Raw genomic sequence first — 13239 nt, forward strand, 5'->3', positions numbered from 1 at the left:
CGCGCCGCCCGCGCAGCGGGGTCGATACCGGGAACGCGCCGCGCTGGCAGTAGAGGCACAGGCCCACGATGGGCGCCCCGATCACCCCCGCGCGCGCGGCTGAGGGCGCGCTCGCGGGGTCGGTGCCCAGTTCTTGCAGGCGCAGCACGCCTCCCAGGATCGGGAGGGCGCTGAGCAGCAGCAGGCCGGTCACCGCCGGCCACCCGCTGCGCGGGCGCGCCCGCGCGGGTGCCGGCCTCATCGGCGTCGAGATCGAGGCCATGCGAGCGCTACTTCGTGACCGCGGTGACGCGGGGCCAGGTCGCCGCGGTGCGCAGGATGTACGCCATGATTGCCAGCTCGACGCCGATGGTGAGCACGTAGTAGCCGACGTAGTCGGCCGTCGTGCCTGCCACGTTGACGATGATGATCGGAATGTAGAGCGCCGTGACAACGAGGTTCGTGATGCGGTTCGCTCGCGCGGGCAGTGCCGCCGAGAGCAGCACCATGAGGCCCGGGATCGCGATGATCACGAAGAACACGCTCATGAGCGCGCCGCTGATCGCGAACTCGAAGATGACGCCGTTGCGAATGGAGTCGATCTCGCCCGGCTGGTACAGGTGGAAGTAGTCGATGTAGAGGATGAGGTAGACCAGGCTCATCCAGGCGGCAGCGAGCTTGCCCCGCACCGAGAGTGGTGCGGGGTCGAGGGTCGTCGAGGTGGTCATCGGTTCGTCTTTCTGTCGTGAGCGGATGCCCGGGAGAGGTCGGGCGCGGATCGTACGCCGCATGTCGTACACCGTACGTCGTACGCTGTACTATTGCTCGTACGCTGTACGGTTGTCAAGTCGGTCGGTCGATCGAGCGGAGGGGACGGCGGGATGGCGAGAGACGTGAGCGCAGACGCGGGGCTCAGCACGAGCCGCGTCGTCGCCGAGGCGATCCGGCTCGCCGACCGCGAGGGCGTCGAGGGGCTGAGCATGCGCCGCCTGGCCAGCAAGCTCGGCGCGGGCGCGATGTCGCTCTACCACTACGTCGCGAGCAAAGACGAGCTGCTCGACGCCATGATCGACGTCGTCTTCGACGAGATCGAGCTGCCCGCCGAGCAGCCCGACTGGCAGGCGGCGATGCGGCAGCAGGCGATCTCGGCCCGCGCGGTGCTCGCCCGGCACCCGTGGGCGATCGGCCTCATGGAGTCGCGCACGACGCCCGGGCCGGCCAACCTGCGCCACCGCGAAGCGTTCACCGCGTGCCTGAGAAGGGCCGGGTTCTCGATCGTGATGGCGACGCACGCCAACTGGATGCTCAACAGCTACGTCTACGGTCACGCGCTACAAGAAGCGAGCCTGCCCTTCGAGACCGCCGACGGGCTCGCCGACATGACCGCAAGCGTGTACCTGCCGCAGCTGCCCGCTGACCGGTTTCCGTACTTGCGGGAATCGGCCGAAGGTCTGATGGCCGCGGGGTACGACCCGCGGCAGGAGTTCATGTTCGGTCTCGACCTCATTCTCGCCGCTCTCGAACCGCTGAGAGGGTCCGATTCCCCGGCGTAACTCCCGGCTTCTTGCTGACAGAATGTGGGCATGAGCATCGACATCCCCGCGCGGCCCGCCGCCCTCTCCGTCGACACCCGCAACGGGGTCGCGTACCGCGTCGCCGACCTCGGCCTCGCCGAAGCCGGTCGTCACCAGATCCGCCTGGCCGAGCACGAGATGCCGGGCCTCATGAGCCTGCGCGACGAGTTCGGGCCGCACCAGCCGCTCAAGGGCGCTCGCATCGCGGGCTCGCTGCACATGACCGTGCAGACCGCGGTGCTGATCGAGACCCTGCGCGCCCTCGGCGCCGAGGTGCGCTGGGCCAGCTGCAACATCTTCTCGACGCAAGACGAGGCGGCCGCGGCGGTCGTCGTCGGTGCGACCGGCACGCCCGAGAAGCCCGAGGGCACCCCGGTCTTCGCCTGGAAGGGCGAGACGCTCGAAGAATACTGGTGGGCGACCCAGCAGATCTTCGACTTCGGCACGGATGAGAACGGCGCGGCGCAGGGCCCCACGCTCATCCTCGACGACGGCGGCGACGCCACGATGCTCGTGCACAAGGGCACCGAGTTCGAGGCGGCGGGCGTCGTGCCCGAGGCGGCCGAAGGCGACAGCCACGAGTGGCGAGTCGTGCTCGATGTGCTGCGCGACTCGCTGCAGAGCGACCCGCAGCGCTGGACCCGCATGGGCCAGGGCATCCTGGGCGTCACCGAAGAGACCACGACGGGCGTTCACCGCCTCTACGAGCTGCACCGCGACGGCAAGCTGCTCTTCCCGGCCATCAACGTCAACGACTCGGTCACGAAGTCGAAGTTCGACAACAAGTACGGCATCCGCCACTCGCTGCCCGACGGCCTCAACCGCGCGACCGACGTGCTCATGGGCGGCAAGACCGTCTTCGTGTGCGGCTACGGCGACGTGGGCAAGGGCTCGGCGGATGCGCTGCGCGGGCAGGGCGCCCGCGTCATCGTGAGCGAGATCGACCCGATCAACGCGCTGCAGGCGGCCATGGACGGCTACCAGGTGGCCCGCCTCGACGACGTCATCGGCGACATCGACATCCTCGTCACCGCGACCGGCAACGAGAACGTCGTGACGGTCGAGCAGCTGCAGGCGCTCAAGCACCTCGCGATCGTCGCCAACGTCGGCCACTTCGACAACGAGATCGACATGGCGGGGCTCGAGTCGCTGCCGGGTGCCGAGCGCATCGAGATCAAGCCGCAGGTGCACGAGTGGCGCCTGCCCACCGGCCGCAGCATCCTCGTTCTCAGCGAGGGCCGGCTCATGAACCTCGGCAACGCCACGGGCCACCCGAGCTTCGTCATGAGCGCCTCGTTCACCAACCAGGTGCTCGCCCAGCTCGAGCTGCACACGCGGCTCGACGAGTACCCGATCGGCGTCTACGTGCTGCCCAAGCTGCTCGACGAGAAGGTCGCGCGCCTGCATCTCGACGCCCTCGGCGTCAAGCTCACCGAGCTCACGCCGCGGCAGGCTCAGTACATCGGCGTGGATCCCGCCGGCCCCTTCAAGGTCGATCACTACCGCTACTAGCGGTCGACGATCCGATGACGCAGATGACGAACGGCACGACGGCGCGGCTGCGCCTCGGCTACGCGACGATGATGCTCGCGAGCCGCATCAAGTGGGCAGAGCCCGAGCTGCGCGGCCTGCGCCGCATCATCGCCGGCGGTGACGCCGTGATCGACATCGGCGCCGCGCACGGCATGTACACGATCCCGCTCGCGCGGCTCGTGGGCCCGCGTGGGCGCGTCGACTCGTTCGAGCCCCACCCGCGGCAGCAGAGCACGCTGCGGCGCTGGAAGCGCCTGCTCTCGGCGCCGCAGATCACGGTGAAGGCGAGCGCCGCGGGGCGCGAGCAGGGCCAGCTGACCATGCGGCTGCCTATCGTGCTCGGGCTGCCGATCTACGGTCGTGCTCACCTGACCGACGGGGCCGCTCCCGAGCGCGCCGGCGAGCGCGTGCGCCACTGGCCCACGCCCACGACGGCGATCGATGACTGGGTCGACGAGCAGCAGATCGAGAACGTGACGTTCATCAAGGCCGATGTCGAGGGCTTCGAGCCGCAGGTGCTCGAAGGCGCCGCGCGCACGATCACGCGCGACCTGCCGAGCCTTCTGCTCGAGATCGAAGACCGCCACCTCGCGCGCTACGGCAACGACGCCGCGGGCGTGGTCGCCGAGATCGCGCGGCGGTGGCCCGAGTACGGCATGTACACGTGGGTGCGCGAGTCCTGGGTGCGCACCGAGGCCGTCACGCTCGGCACGCGCAACTACCTCTTCGCGACCGAGGCGGCGCTCGCGCGCATCTGATCCGTTCGGCGCATCCCCTCAGCGCTCGCGCGCGGCGAGCAGCTCGCGCAGCGCCGTGCCCGACGGCGATCGCGGCTGCAGCGCGTCGTCGACGAGCGAGAACGCGGCGTTGGCCTCCGATTCCTCGGCGGGAATGCTCCACCACGCCCAGGCGAGCGCGCCCGAGAGGTGCTCGTCGGCCCACGTGAAGGCCCGGCGCACGTGGTCGTCGCCCCCGTCGCTCTGCCCGAACTCGGCCATCACGACGGGCACGCGCTCGGCGAGGGCGGCCGCTTCGGCCGCCCAGCACGACTCGTCGGCGCAGCGATTGCCCGGGTAGGCGTGCAGGCTCGCGATGAGCTGGTCGTCGTCGGGTGCTGCCTCGCTCCACCCGCGCAGATCGTTGGCATAGTCGATGCCGCTCAGCAGCAGGGGCTGGTTCGCCCCGGTCGCGCGCACGGCGGCGACGAGCTCGGCCATTCCCACGGCCGGGTAGGTGCGACCCGAGAGCGGCGAGCTCACGTCGTTCTCGAGCGGCGGCGCGCATCCCCCCGATGCCCAGCACGACCAGTCGAGCGTGAACGCCCACCGCTCGCGGTCGGCGTCGTAGCGGCTGTGCGGCTCGTTGAAGAGGTCGAACAGCACCCCCTGGTGCTTGCGGTACTCGGTCGCGACGGCCGTCCAGAACCGGGGGCTGTCGGCGTCGGGCATCGGACGCAGGCCGTCGGCCAGGGTCGGGGCGGGCGCGCTCCAGTGCAGGTCGAGAATGACGACGAGCCCCGCGTCGGTGAGCCGCTCGACCCAGGCCCGCACGGCGCCGCGGTACTGCTCGCCCGAGCCGAATGCGACGGCAGGCCGGTCGTCGAACCAGCACTGCTGGTTGAGCGGCACCCGCACGGCCGTGAAGCCCCACTCGACCATCGCGGCGACGGCGGCGTCGGTGGCACCGCCCTCGTTGAGGCCCCAGCCCTGAATGCAGGCGTACTCGAAACCGGGCCAGTTCGCTCCCACGAGCTGCAAGCGCTCGCCCGTGCGCCGATCAACGATCTCCGATGCGGCCACCGCGACGACCGGCGCGTCGGGGGTGAGGGATGCGAGCCCCGCGTTCAGTCCGCGCGCCGGGCTCGGCCACAGGGCCGGCGCCGCGATCGCGGCGGCGACGATACCGGCCGCGGCGAGCCCGGCGACGGCCACCGCGACCACGACAGGCGATCGGCGTCGGCGCACGATCATGCGATCAGCTCGCCAGAACGGGACGCTGCGCGACGGCTCATGGTGCGACCCTAGCCCCGCATCCCGGATCACAGTCCGCTAGCGCACCTGCTTTTTCGCCGAGATGACGCCGGTGTCGAAGCCCATGAGGTGCAGGCCGCCGTGGAAGCGCGCGTGCTCGACCTTGATGCAGCGGTCCATGACGACGGTGAGGCCCTTGCTCTCGCCGTAGCGCGCCGCTTCTTCGTTCCAGATGCCGAGCTGCACCCACACCGTCGGCGCCCCGACCGCGAGGGCGTCGTCGATGACCGAGGGGATGTCGCTGGCCTTGCGGAACACGTCGACGATGTCGGGCACTTCGGGCAGCGAGGCGAGATCGGGGTAAGCGGGCTGGCCCAAGATCTCGGTCGCGTTCGGGTTGACGAAGTACACGCGGTAGTCGCTCGACTGCTGCAGGTAGGTGCCGACGAAGTACGACGATCGGGCCGGGTTCGGCGAGGCGCCGACGATCGCGACGCTCTTCGCGCGGCGCAGGATGCCCAGTCGCTCCTTCGCGGAAGGCCCCACCCACGTGCGCTGCGAGCGCAGCAGCTTGGCGAGCGGCGAGCTCGTCGGGATGTCGCAGGTGAGCCCGTTGGCGAGGGTGACGGTGGCGGTGGCGGCCGTGGTCGCATCCGACATCGTCATGCTCCCTTCAGCGCGGCGTCGAGCGCCTGGTCGAGGTCGAAGATGATGTCGTCGGCGTCTTCGATGCCGACCGACAGGCGCACGAGACCGGGGTGCACGCCGCCGTCGACGAGCTGCTGCTCGGTGAGCTGCGCGTGCGTCGTCGAGGCGGGGTGGATGATGAGCGTCTTCGCGTCGCCGATGTTGGCGAGGTGGCTCGCCAGGTTCACGTTCTCGATGAGGCCCTGGCCGACGGCGCGGCCGCCCGTCACGACGAAGCCGAACACCGAGCTCGGCCCGATCGGCAGGTACTGCTGCGCGCGCGCGTGGTGGCGGTGCGAGGGCAGGCCCGCCCAGTTGACGGTCTCGATGCGCGGGTCGGCCTCGAGCCATTCGGCGACCCGGCGGGCGTTGTCGACGTGCGCCTGCATGCGGTACGGCAGCGTCTCGACGCCCTGCGCGAGCAGGAAGGCCGAGTGCGGGGCGAGGGCCGGGCCGATGTCGCGCAGCTGCTCGGCGCGCAGGCGGGTGAGAAAGGCGTACTCGCCGAAATTGCCGTACCAGGTGAGCCCGCCGTAGTGGGCGACCGTCTCCTCGAACAGCGGAAAGGTGTGGTTCGACCAGTCGAATCGCCCCGACTCGACGACGACGCCGCCGAGCGTGGTGCCGTGCCCGCCCAAGAACTTCGTGGCCGAGTGCACGACGATGTCGGCGCCCCACTCGATCGGGCGGCACAGGTAGGGCGTAGCGATGGTCGAATCGATGACGAGGGGGATGCTCGCCGCATGCGCCACGTCGGCCAGACCCGCGATGTCGGCGATGTCGCCGCTCGGGTTGGCGATCGTCTCGGCGAAGACGAGCTTCGTGCGGCCCGGGATGATCGCCGCGGCGTAGTCGGCCGGGTCGTCGCTCGCGACGAAGGTGGTCTCGACCCCGAAGCGCCGCAGCGTCACATCGAGCTGCGTGACCGAGCCGCCGTAGAGGTTCGACGAGGCGACGATGTGGTCGCCCGCTCCGGCGAGCGAGGCGAAGGTGACGAACTGCGCGCTGAGTCCGCTCGAGGTGGCCACCGCCCCGAGTCCGCCCTCGAGGCTTGCGACGCGCTCCTCGAAGCTCGCGACCGTCGGGTTCGCGAGGCGACTGTAGATGTTGCCGTACTTCTGCAGCGCGAACCGGGCCGCGGCATCCTCGGTCGAATCGAACACGAAGGCGCTCGACTGGTAGATCGGCAGCGCGCGCGCCCCCGTCGCCGAGTCGGGCACGTTGCCGGCGTGCACGGCGCGCGTGCGGAATCCATAGTCGCGGTCGGCCATGGCCTCAGGCTAACCGCGCTTGTCCGGTCGCGCCGGGCCGCGCGTTACGCGACGTAATCTTTCGCCGGCTCGTGTTCTGCCGAGGCCGCCGCCGCGCGCTCTTCGCGCAGCGCCAGAACGCGGAAAGCCGCCCAGATGGCCGCGACGGTCAGGCAGAAGCCGATGAACACACCCAGCCAGAGCACGACGGGGGCGTCGTGGGCGAGCCGGTCGGAGGTCGGCAGCACGAGCAGCGCGAAGGCGATGGCGGTCGGGCCGGCGAGGGCGACCCACGCGAGCTTCGACGAGTCGAAGAGCGTCTTGCCGTCGAGGAACACGAGGGGCAGCAGGGCGACGAGCAGCCCCGTGATGCCCTCGTGCACGGCGGCGACGAGCGTCTCGATGACGAAGATCGACAGGAACGTCTCATCACTGCCCGACAGCGCGCCGGCGAGCACCGAGTAGGCGATCCAGGCCGTGACGGAGACGGCGAGCGTCACGATCATGCGCGTCACGATCGCGCGCCGCTGATCGATCGCGCGCGCGCCGGCCGCGAGCTCGATGCCGAGAACGAGGCCGATCAGCAGCCCGGGACTGAACTCGAGCATGCGCGAGGCCAGAACGCCGAGCACCGCGATGATGATGGCACCGGGCTGGGTGATGATCGCACTCGGAACCGACCAGCGCCGCCCGAGCAGCAGGGCGGTGATCGCACTGGGTACGTGAACGACGAGCAGCAGGCCGATGGCGAGCGAGGCCACGAGGCGCAGCGACGTGAGGTCGAAGCCGAAGTTCGGATCCGCGAAGCCGAACGCGATGCTCGTGAGCACGATGACGACGGGCGCCGACGATCCCCACGATGGCAGCGTCTTGACGAACGCCGAGACGCGCTCGACCGCCGGCAGCGCCCAGGCGTACATCCAGCGCCAGCGATGCGCGTTCGCCTCGAGCGTCGAGTTGAGCACTTCGGCGGGGATCGCGACGAGCAGCAGGAAGAGGGCGCCGAGCCCGACCGCGTAGAGCAGTCGAAGCGGGTCGCGCCAGACATCGGGCAACCCCTCGCTCAAGGCGCTCGGTGCCGCGGGATCGTTGCGGTCGATCGATTCGAACGGCGCGAAGGCCCTCGAGACGTCGTCGGGCGCGGCGAACGACTCGGTCGGCAGTTCGACCTCGGGTTGCACGACCGGCTGCGCCGCGGGGGGCGCCGGTTCGGGCAGCGCGAGGGTCGGCGGGTCGGGCAGCGGGGTGGGGGAGCGCCGCTCGGGGTCGCGCACGACCGGCCGATCGATCGGCACGGGCCGCTGCGGGGGGCTCACGGTGACGCTCGGCGTGGGTGTCGGCGTCGCGGACGTCGTCGGTGTCGGTGTCGGCGTCGTGGTCGTCGTGGGGGTGGGACTCGGCGATGGCGCGGCGGGTGCGGCGAGCGCGGGCGGCGGCACGACGACGAAGTGCGCGGTGACGACGTTCGGTGCTCCGTCGATCACCTGGGTCACGCGCACCTTGTGGTCGCCGAGGGGCCGTTCGCCCGAGGCGACGAGCGTGCACGACCAGGCGGTCTGGCCGACCCCGGTTCCGCTGCACGAGCCCGTGACGTCGCGCCAGCCGTTGCCGGGCGGCCGCAGTTCGACGGTGAGCGAGCCCTCGGCGCTCTTGCCGCCCGAGGCCGTGACGGTCGACTGCTGGCCGACCTGGGTGGCGCCGATGTTCACGGTGAGCCCGCCCGCGGCCGCGGCGGCGTGACCCGTGACGAGCATGAGCGCGACGGCCACCACCACGGTGCCGCTGGCGGCGAGGGCAGTCAGGGTGCGAGAGCGGCGCGCGCCGGAGTGCGGGCGCGCGAGGGTGCGGGAGCGCTGGGGGTTGCGCATGGTCGCTTCCTTCGGGTGAAGCGGGTTTCGGGTGTCGTCAGGCTACCTCCGATGGAGGCTTTCAGGTATGACGAATATGTGACGGTCGTGTGACGCGGCCCGCGGCGGATGGGGGCCTCCCGTCGGCTTGCGCGCCGAATGTAGTAATAATACGATGCCTTCATGACGATGGATGATCAGCCCTCGCCCCGCCCGACCGCCCTCGCTCCGACGCCTCGCGCCGACCGCGCGCTCGCGCCCGATGTGGCGCGCGGCCTCGTGCTGCTCGGCATCGCCGTGGCGAACGTGCCGTTCTTCCTCTACGGTCGCGAGCTCGGCATCCTGTTCAAACCGGTCACGGATGCGGCTGCGGATCCGTGGGTCAACGCTCTCGTCGCGACGCTGGCCGACAACCGCAGCTACCCGCTCTTCGCCCTGCTGTTCGGCTACGGGCTGACCCAGATTCTGCTGCGCGAGAGCGAGCGTGGCACCGAGTGGCCCGACGCGCGCCAGCTGCTGCTGCGGCGCAACCTGTGGCTCATCGCCTTCGGTGCCGCGCACGGTGTGCTGCTGTTCTTCGGCGACATTCTCGGTACCTACGGTCTGCTCGGCCTCGCCTTCGTGCTGCTGATCCGCGCCTCGGGCCGCACGCTCGCGATCGTCGGGTGGGCCTCGTTCGCCTTTCTCGTGCTCGCGGGCATCGCCGAGGGGCTCAGCGGCCTGCTCTCGAGCATTCCCGGCGGCGGCCTCTCGACGGCGGCGCTCTTCGGCTCGGCGGCCGCTGAGAGCTACCCGCTGGCCGTGCTCGCGCGCGCGGGGGAGTGGACGCTCGGCATGCTCTCGGTGCCCTTCGGGGGTCTCGGGCTGCTGGCCCCGATGATCCTCGGACTCTGGGCGGCGCGCCGACGCGTGCTCGAAGAGCCGTGGCGGCATCGCCGCAGCCTCGGGCTCGTGGCCGGCATCGGCATGCCGCTCTCGGTGCTCGGCGCGCTGCCGATCGCCCTCGCCCTGGCGGGGGTCATCGAGCTGTCGCCGATCGCCGAGCCCTTCGCGGCCATGCTGCACGCAGCGACGGGCGCGATCGGCGGCGGCGCCGCCGTGGCTCTCATCGCGCTCATCGTCGGGGGCCGCGCGTCAGCAGTCGGCGTCGACGGCACCAGCGCCCGCCCCGCCGGCCCGATCGCCCGGGTGCTCGCGGCTCTCGGCCAGCGCTCGCTCACGGGCTACCTGCTGCAGTCGCTCGTCTTCGTCATCGTCTTCGCGCCCTACGGGTTCGCCCTCGGGGGCACCGCCAGCGTCGCCGTCGCCACGCAGGTCGCGGTCATCACGTGGCTCGGCACGCTCGTGCTGGCGGGGGCGCTCGCGGCGGCCGACCGCCCCGGTCCCGCCGAATGGCTGCTGCGCCGGGCGGTGTACGGCCGGAGGCGGTAGTCGCCGCCCGCGCCCGTGGACGCCGCGGTTCACGCGGCGCCCCGAACGTTGCCGACGCCGCGGTTCATGCGGCTAGATCCACGTCGGCATCCAGTACCGCAGCCGGATCTGGTCGATCGGCGTCGGCGCTCCCGTCCAGAGCGGCAAGAAGAACGCGCTCACGGCGACGATGACGACGAGCACCCCGATGACCACGATCCGTCCGGCCGTGCGGCGCACCGGGTCGACGGGCTCGCCATCCGGGTGCGAGCTCGGGCCGAGCAGCGCCCCGAGCACGATGGTGAGGGCGAGCACGAGGAACGGCGTGATGACGATCGTGTAGAAGAAGAACATCGTGCGCTCGGGGTAGAGCAGCCACGGCAGCCAGCCGGCGCCGACGCCCGTGAGCACGACGGCGATCGCCCAACCGCTCGCGGGCAGCAGTGCCCGCGAGCCGCCGCGGCGCCGCAGCACGGCCTGCACCACGAGCACGACGATGATCGCGATGACCGCGAGCACCGCCCCCCACCAGATGAGCGGGTTCGGAATGCCCGTGATGGCCTCGGCCGAGCCGTTGCCGAGGTCGCGGTAGTGCATGTATGTGGGCCGCAGCAGCAGCGGCCAGCCGATCGCCGGTGCCTCGTAGTTGTGGCCGCCCGTCACGCCGACGTGGTACCCGTAGATGGCGGTCTGGTACTCCCACCAGTTCTGCAGGGCATCGGGCAGGCCGCCCAGGATGCCCGGCAGCCGATTCTCGTCGGTCACCTCGCGTGTGCGCCCGTACCCCCCGGTCGTGGCGAACCACCCCCACCAGGTCAGCAGGTGCGCGGCCGCGGCCGAGGGGATCATCAGCACGAACGAGATCGGAGCCTGCCGCAGCAGGGTGCCGCTCGCCCACAGGGCCACCCCGGCGCGCCGACGCTCGCCGGCGTCGGCGGCGACCGTCAGCAGGGCAAAGGCCGCGAGCAGGTAGAGGGCGCTCCACTTGACGCCGACGGCGAGTCCGAAGGCGATGCCGGCGGCGACGAGCCAGGGTCGGCCCCAGAGCGCCGGGCCCCAGTCAGTCGAGCGCGGGGGGTCGGCCGAGCGTCGGGCGAGCATCCACTCATCGAGCTCGCCGCGCACCTGCCGCCGGTCGAGAACGATGAGCACCGCGGCCAGCACGACGAGCAGGGCGAGCACGCCGTCGAGCAGGGCCACGCGGCTCATGACGATGGCGTTGCCGTCGACGGCGATGAGCAGCCCGGCGATGCCCGTCAGCACGAGTCGGCCGAGCAGCAGGTGAGCGAGCAGCATGACGAGCCCGACGAGGGCGATGCCCGCGAGGGCTGTGCCGAGGCGCCAGCCGGCCGGGTTCTCGGGGCCGAGCACGGCGAGCCCGAGCGCGATGACCCACTTGCCGAGCGGCGGGTGCGCCACGAACGAGGCGAGCTCGCTGGGGCTGCCGGGCGTGCCAGCCGCCCACAGCGCGTCGGCGCCCTCGGGCCAGCGCCCTTCGTAGCCGAGTTGGCGCAGCGACTCGGCGTCTTTCACGTAGTAGGTCTCGTCGAAGACGAGCTCGCCCGGCTGCTCGAGGCCGATGAGCCGCGTCGCGGCGGCCAGACCGAGCACGGCCGCCGGCACGGCGAGCTGCAGCACGCGTCGCCGAGCATCGTTCACCCGTTCATCGTAGGCCGGGGGCGCTGGGGCGACCGCTCCTCGCGAGGCCCGACTCTCGAGTGCGTCGACCCTCGCGAGCCTCGACCCTCGCGAGCCTCGACCCTCGCGAGCCTCGACCCTCGAATGTTGTGACCCTTGCGACGTTGCCCTCCGCTCTGACCTGTTCCCTCGACCGCCTCCCGACACAGAGCCCGGCCGCAGGCTTCAACGGATGCGGAACTCTGTGAATCGTGTTCATGAAGTTCCGCATCCGTTGAAGCGCCCTGACGGCGATATCTCCCGGCGGGGCAGACGTCAGAGGAAGCGACGGGGGAAACGACGAGAGTCACAACGAAATCGACGGCACGAGGCCGCGGAGGACTGACGGACCGCGGTGGGAGGATGGGCGCATGATCGTTCTCGCCGCGACGCCCATCGGCAATCTCGGCGACGCGAGCCGGCGGCTCATCGAGGCGCTCGAGAACGCCGAGGTCGTCGTGGCGGAGGACACTCGCACGGCCGCACATCTCATGCGCGCGCTCGGTATCGAGAACCGACCGCGCCTCATCGCGCTGCACGAGCACAACGAGCGCGAGAAGTCGGCCGAGCTCGTCGAGCTCGCGCGCGGCACCGACGTGCTGGTGCTGACCGACGCCGGAATGCCGGCCGTGAGTGATCCGGGCTATGTGCTTGTCGAGGCGGCGATCGCGGCCGGAGTCGACGTGACCGCCCTGCCCGGCCCGAGCGCCGTGCTGACCGCCCTCGTGCTGAGCGGGCTGCCCACCGACCGGTTCGCGTTCGAGGGCTTTCTGCCGCGCAAGGGGCGGGCCAGCGCCTTGCGCGCGCTCGCCGCCGAGCCCCGCACGCTCGTGTTCTTCGAGTCGCCCCACCGGCTCGCCGCGGCGCTCGCCGACGCCCGCGACGCCTTCGGGCCCGAGCGCCGCGGTGCCGTGTGCCGCGAGCTCACGAAGAAGTTCGAAGAGGTCGCGCGGGGCACGCTCGCCGAGCTCGCCGAGCGCTTCGCCGAGGGTGCGCGCGGCGAGATCGTGCTCGTCGTCGAGGGCGCTCCGGCGGCGTCGGGCAACCTGCCATCGGCGATCGACGAGGTCGCGGCGCGCGTCGCGGCGGGCGAACGACTCAAGGATGCCGCCGCGGCCGTCGCCGCGGCGACCGGGCTCGGCACGCGCGAGCTCTACGAGGCTGCCCTGGCTGCCCGACGCGGGACCTAGGTGTAGTTCCCAGTGACGTTGTTCATGCCGCCGCGAGGACGGTCATGGGCGCCTTGTGGCCGAGAGAGCCGTGGGGTCGCTGGGTGTTGTAATAGCGCACCCATTCTGGCAGCACCGTCCGA

At 71.2% G+C, this 13239-nt stretch carries 12 protein-coding genes and 1 pseudogene; 5 read left to right on the top strand and 8 right to left on the bottom strand.

What is annotated here, in order from left to right; translation table 11 throughout:
• Positions 1-262 (bottom strand): annotated as a pseudogene (locus ACK4HH_RS12830) (hypothetical protein); the annotation flags it as partial.
• A 7-nt stretch (positions 263-269) separates the two neighbouring features.
• Positions 270-707 (bottom strand): DUF6326 family protein, encoded by a 438-nt coding sequence (locus tag ACK4HH_RS12835; protein ID WP_409652642.1) that lies wholly within the window; start codon positions 705-707, stop codon positions 270-272.
• 165 nt (positions 708-872) lie between these two features.
• On the opposite strand from ACK4HH_RS12835, the gene ACK4HH_RS12840 reads away from it, so the two are divergent.
• The 3 genes from ACK4HH_RS12840 to ACK4HH_RS12850 are packed head-to-tail and all read left to right on the top strand — an operon-like array spanning position 873 to position 3844.
• Positions 873-1532 carry a TetR/AcrR family transcriptional regulator gene (locus ACK4HH_RS12840; RefSeq protein ID WP_409652644.1) on the top strand — a complete coding sequence of 220 codons (660 nt, stop codon included), beginning with the start codon at positions 873-875 and terminating at the stop codon, positions 1530-1532.
• A gap of 30 nt (positions 1533-1562) precedes the next feature.
• Positions 1563-3065: an adenosylhomocysteinase gene (gene ahcY, locus ACK4HH_RS12845; protein WP_409652647.1), complete on the top strand. Its 1503-nt coding sequence runs from the start codon at positions 1563-1565 to the stop codon at positions 3063-3065.
• A 14-nt stretch (positions 3066-3079) separates the two neighbouring features.
• A complete protein-coding gene (locus ACK4HH_RS12850) occupies positions 3080-3844 on the top strand; it encodes an FkbM family methyltransferase (protein WP_409652649.1) in 765 nt (254 codons plus the stop codon).
• Between the two features lie 18 nt (positions 3845-3862).
• On the opposite strand, the gene ACK4HH_RS12855 is transcribed toward ACK4HH_RS12850, so the two are convergent.
• From ACK4HH_RS12855 to ACK4HH_RS12870, 4 genes are all read right to left on the bottom strand, one after another.
• Entirely contained in the window at positions 3863-5056 is a 1194-nt protein-coding gene (locus ACK4HH_RS12855) for a glycoside hydrolase family 5 protein (RefSeq protein WP_409652652.1), read from the bottom strand.
• A gap of 78 nt (positions 5057-5134) precedes the next feature.
• On the bottom strand, positions 5135-5716 hold the full coding sequence (locus ACK4HH_RS12860; protein WP_409652655.1) for a CoA-binding protein: 582 nt from the start codon (positions 5714-5716) through the stop codon (positions 5135-5137).
• Between the two features lie 2 nt (positions 5717-5718).
• Positions 5719-7014, bottom strand: coding sequence for an O-acetylhomoserine aminocarboxypropyltransferase/cysteine synthase family protein (locus ACK4HH_RS12865; RefSeq protein WP_409652658.1), 1296 nt, complete (start codon positions 7012-7014; stop codon positions 5719-5721).
• A gap of 44 nt (positions 7015-7058) precedes the next feature.
• Positions 7059-8861: a hypothetical protein gene (locus ACK4HH_RS12870; RefSeq protein ID WP_409652661.1), complete on the bottom strand. Its 1803-nt coding sequence runs from the start codon at positions 8859-8861 to the stop codon at positions 7059-7061.
• Positions 8862-9023: 162 nt separating this feature from the next.
• On the opposite strand from ACK4HH_RS12870, the gene ACK4HH_RS12875 reads away from it, so the two are divergent.
• Positions 9024-10271: a DUF418 domain-containing protein gene (locus ACK4HH_RS12875; protein WP_409652663.1), complete on the top strand. Its 1248-nt coding sequence runs from the start codon at positions 9024-9026 to the stop codon at positions 10269-10271.
• Between the two features lie 72 nt (positions 10272-10343).
• Here ACK4HH_RS12875 and ACK4HH_RS12880 read toward each other — a convergent pair whose 3' ends face one another.
• The gene (locus ACK4HH_RS12880; protein ID WP_409652666.1) at positions 10344-11909 is read right to left on the bottom strand and encodes a dolichyl-phosphate-mannose--protein mannosyltransferase; all 1566 of its coding nucleotides are present in this window, start codon (positions 11907-11909) and stop codon (positions 10344-10346) included.
• Positions 11910-12298: 389 nt separating this feature from the next.
• Between ACK4HH_RS12880 and rsmI the strand changes: the two genes are divergently transcribed.
• Complete coding sequence (rsmI, locus tag ACK4HH_RS12885; RefSeq protein WP_409652668.1) at positions 12299-13117, top strand: 16S rRNA (cytidine(1402)-2'-O)-methyltransferase; 819 nt, start codon at positions 12299-12301, stop codon at positions 13115-13117.
• Positions 13118-13139: 22 nt separating this feature from the next.
• On the opposite strand, the gene ACK4HH_RS12890 is transcribed toward rsmI, so the two are convergent.
• A complete protein-coding gene (locus ACK4HH_RS12890; RefSeq protein ID WP_409652671.1) occupies positions 13140-13232 on the bottom strand; it encodes an integrase core domain-containing protein in 93 nt (30 codons plus the stop codon).
• Between the last annotated feature and the right edge of the window lie 7 nt (positions 13233-13239).

The sequence above is a fragment of the Microcella sp. genome, from assembly GCF_046296455.1.
Lineage (GTDB): Bacteria > Actinomycetota > Actinomycetes > Actinomycetales > Microbacteriaceae > Microcella.

Excerpts from the sequence above, each read along its gene's own strand:
- ACK4HH_RS12850 (WP_409652649.1), top strand. The coding sequence starts at position 3,080 with ATGACGCAGATGACGAACGGCACGACGGCGCGGCTGCGCCTCGGCTAC.
- ACK4HH_RS12865 (WP_409652658.1), bottom strand. The coding sequence starts at position 7,014 with ATGGCCGACCGCGACTATGGATTCCGCACGCGCGCCGTGCACGCCGGC.
- ACK4HH_RS12855 (WP_409652652.1), bottom strand. The coding sequence starts at position 5,056 with ATGATCGTGCGCCGACGCCGATCGCCTGTCGTGGTCGCGGTGGCCGTC.
- ahcY (WP_409652647.1), top strand. The coding sequence starts at position 1,563 with ATGAGCATCGACATCCCCGCGCGGCCCGCCGCCCTCTCCGTCGACACC.
- ACK4HH_RS12860 (WP_409652655.1), bottom strand. The coding sequence starts at position 5,716 with ATGTCGGATGCGACCACGGCCGCCACCGCCACCGTCACCCTCGCCAAC.
- ACK4HH_RS12835 (WP_409652642.1), bottom strand. The coding sequence starts at position 707 with ATGACCACCTCGACGACCCTCGACCCCGCACCACTCTCGGTGCGGGGC.
- rsmI (WP_409652668.1), top strand. The coding sequence starts at position 12,299 with ATGATCGTTCTCGCCGCGACGCCCATCGGCAATCTCGGCGACGCGAGC.
- ACK4HH_RS12875 (WP_409652663.1), top strand. The coding sequence starts at position 9,024 with ATGACGATGGATGATCAGCCCTCGCCCCGCCCGACCGCCCTCGCTCCG.
- ACK4HH_RS12870 (WP_409652661.1), bottom strand. The coding sequence starts at position 8,861 with ATGCGCAACCCCCAGCGCTCCCGCACCCTCGCGCGCCCGCACTCCGGC.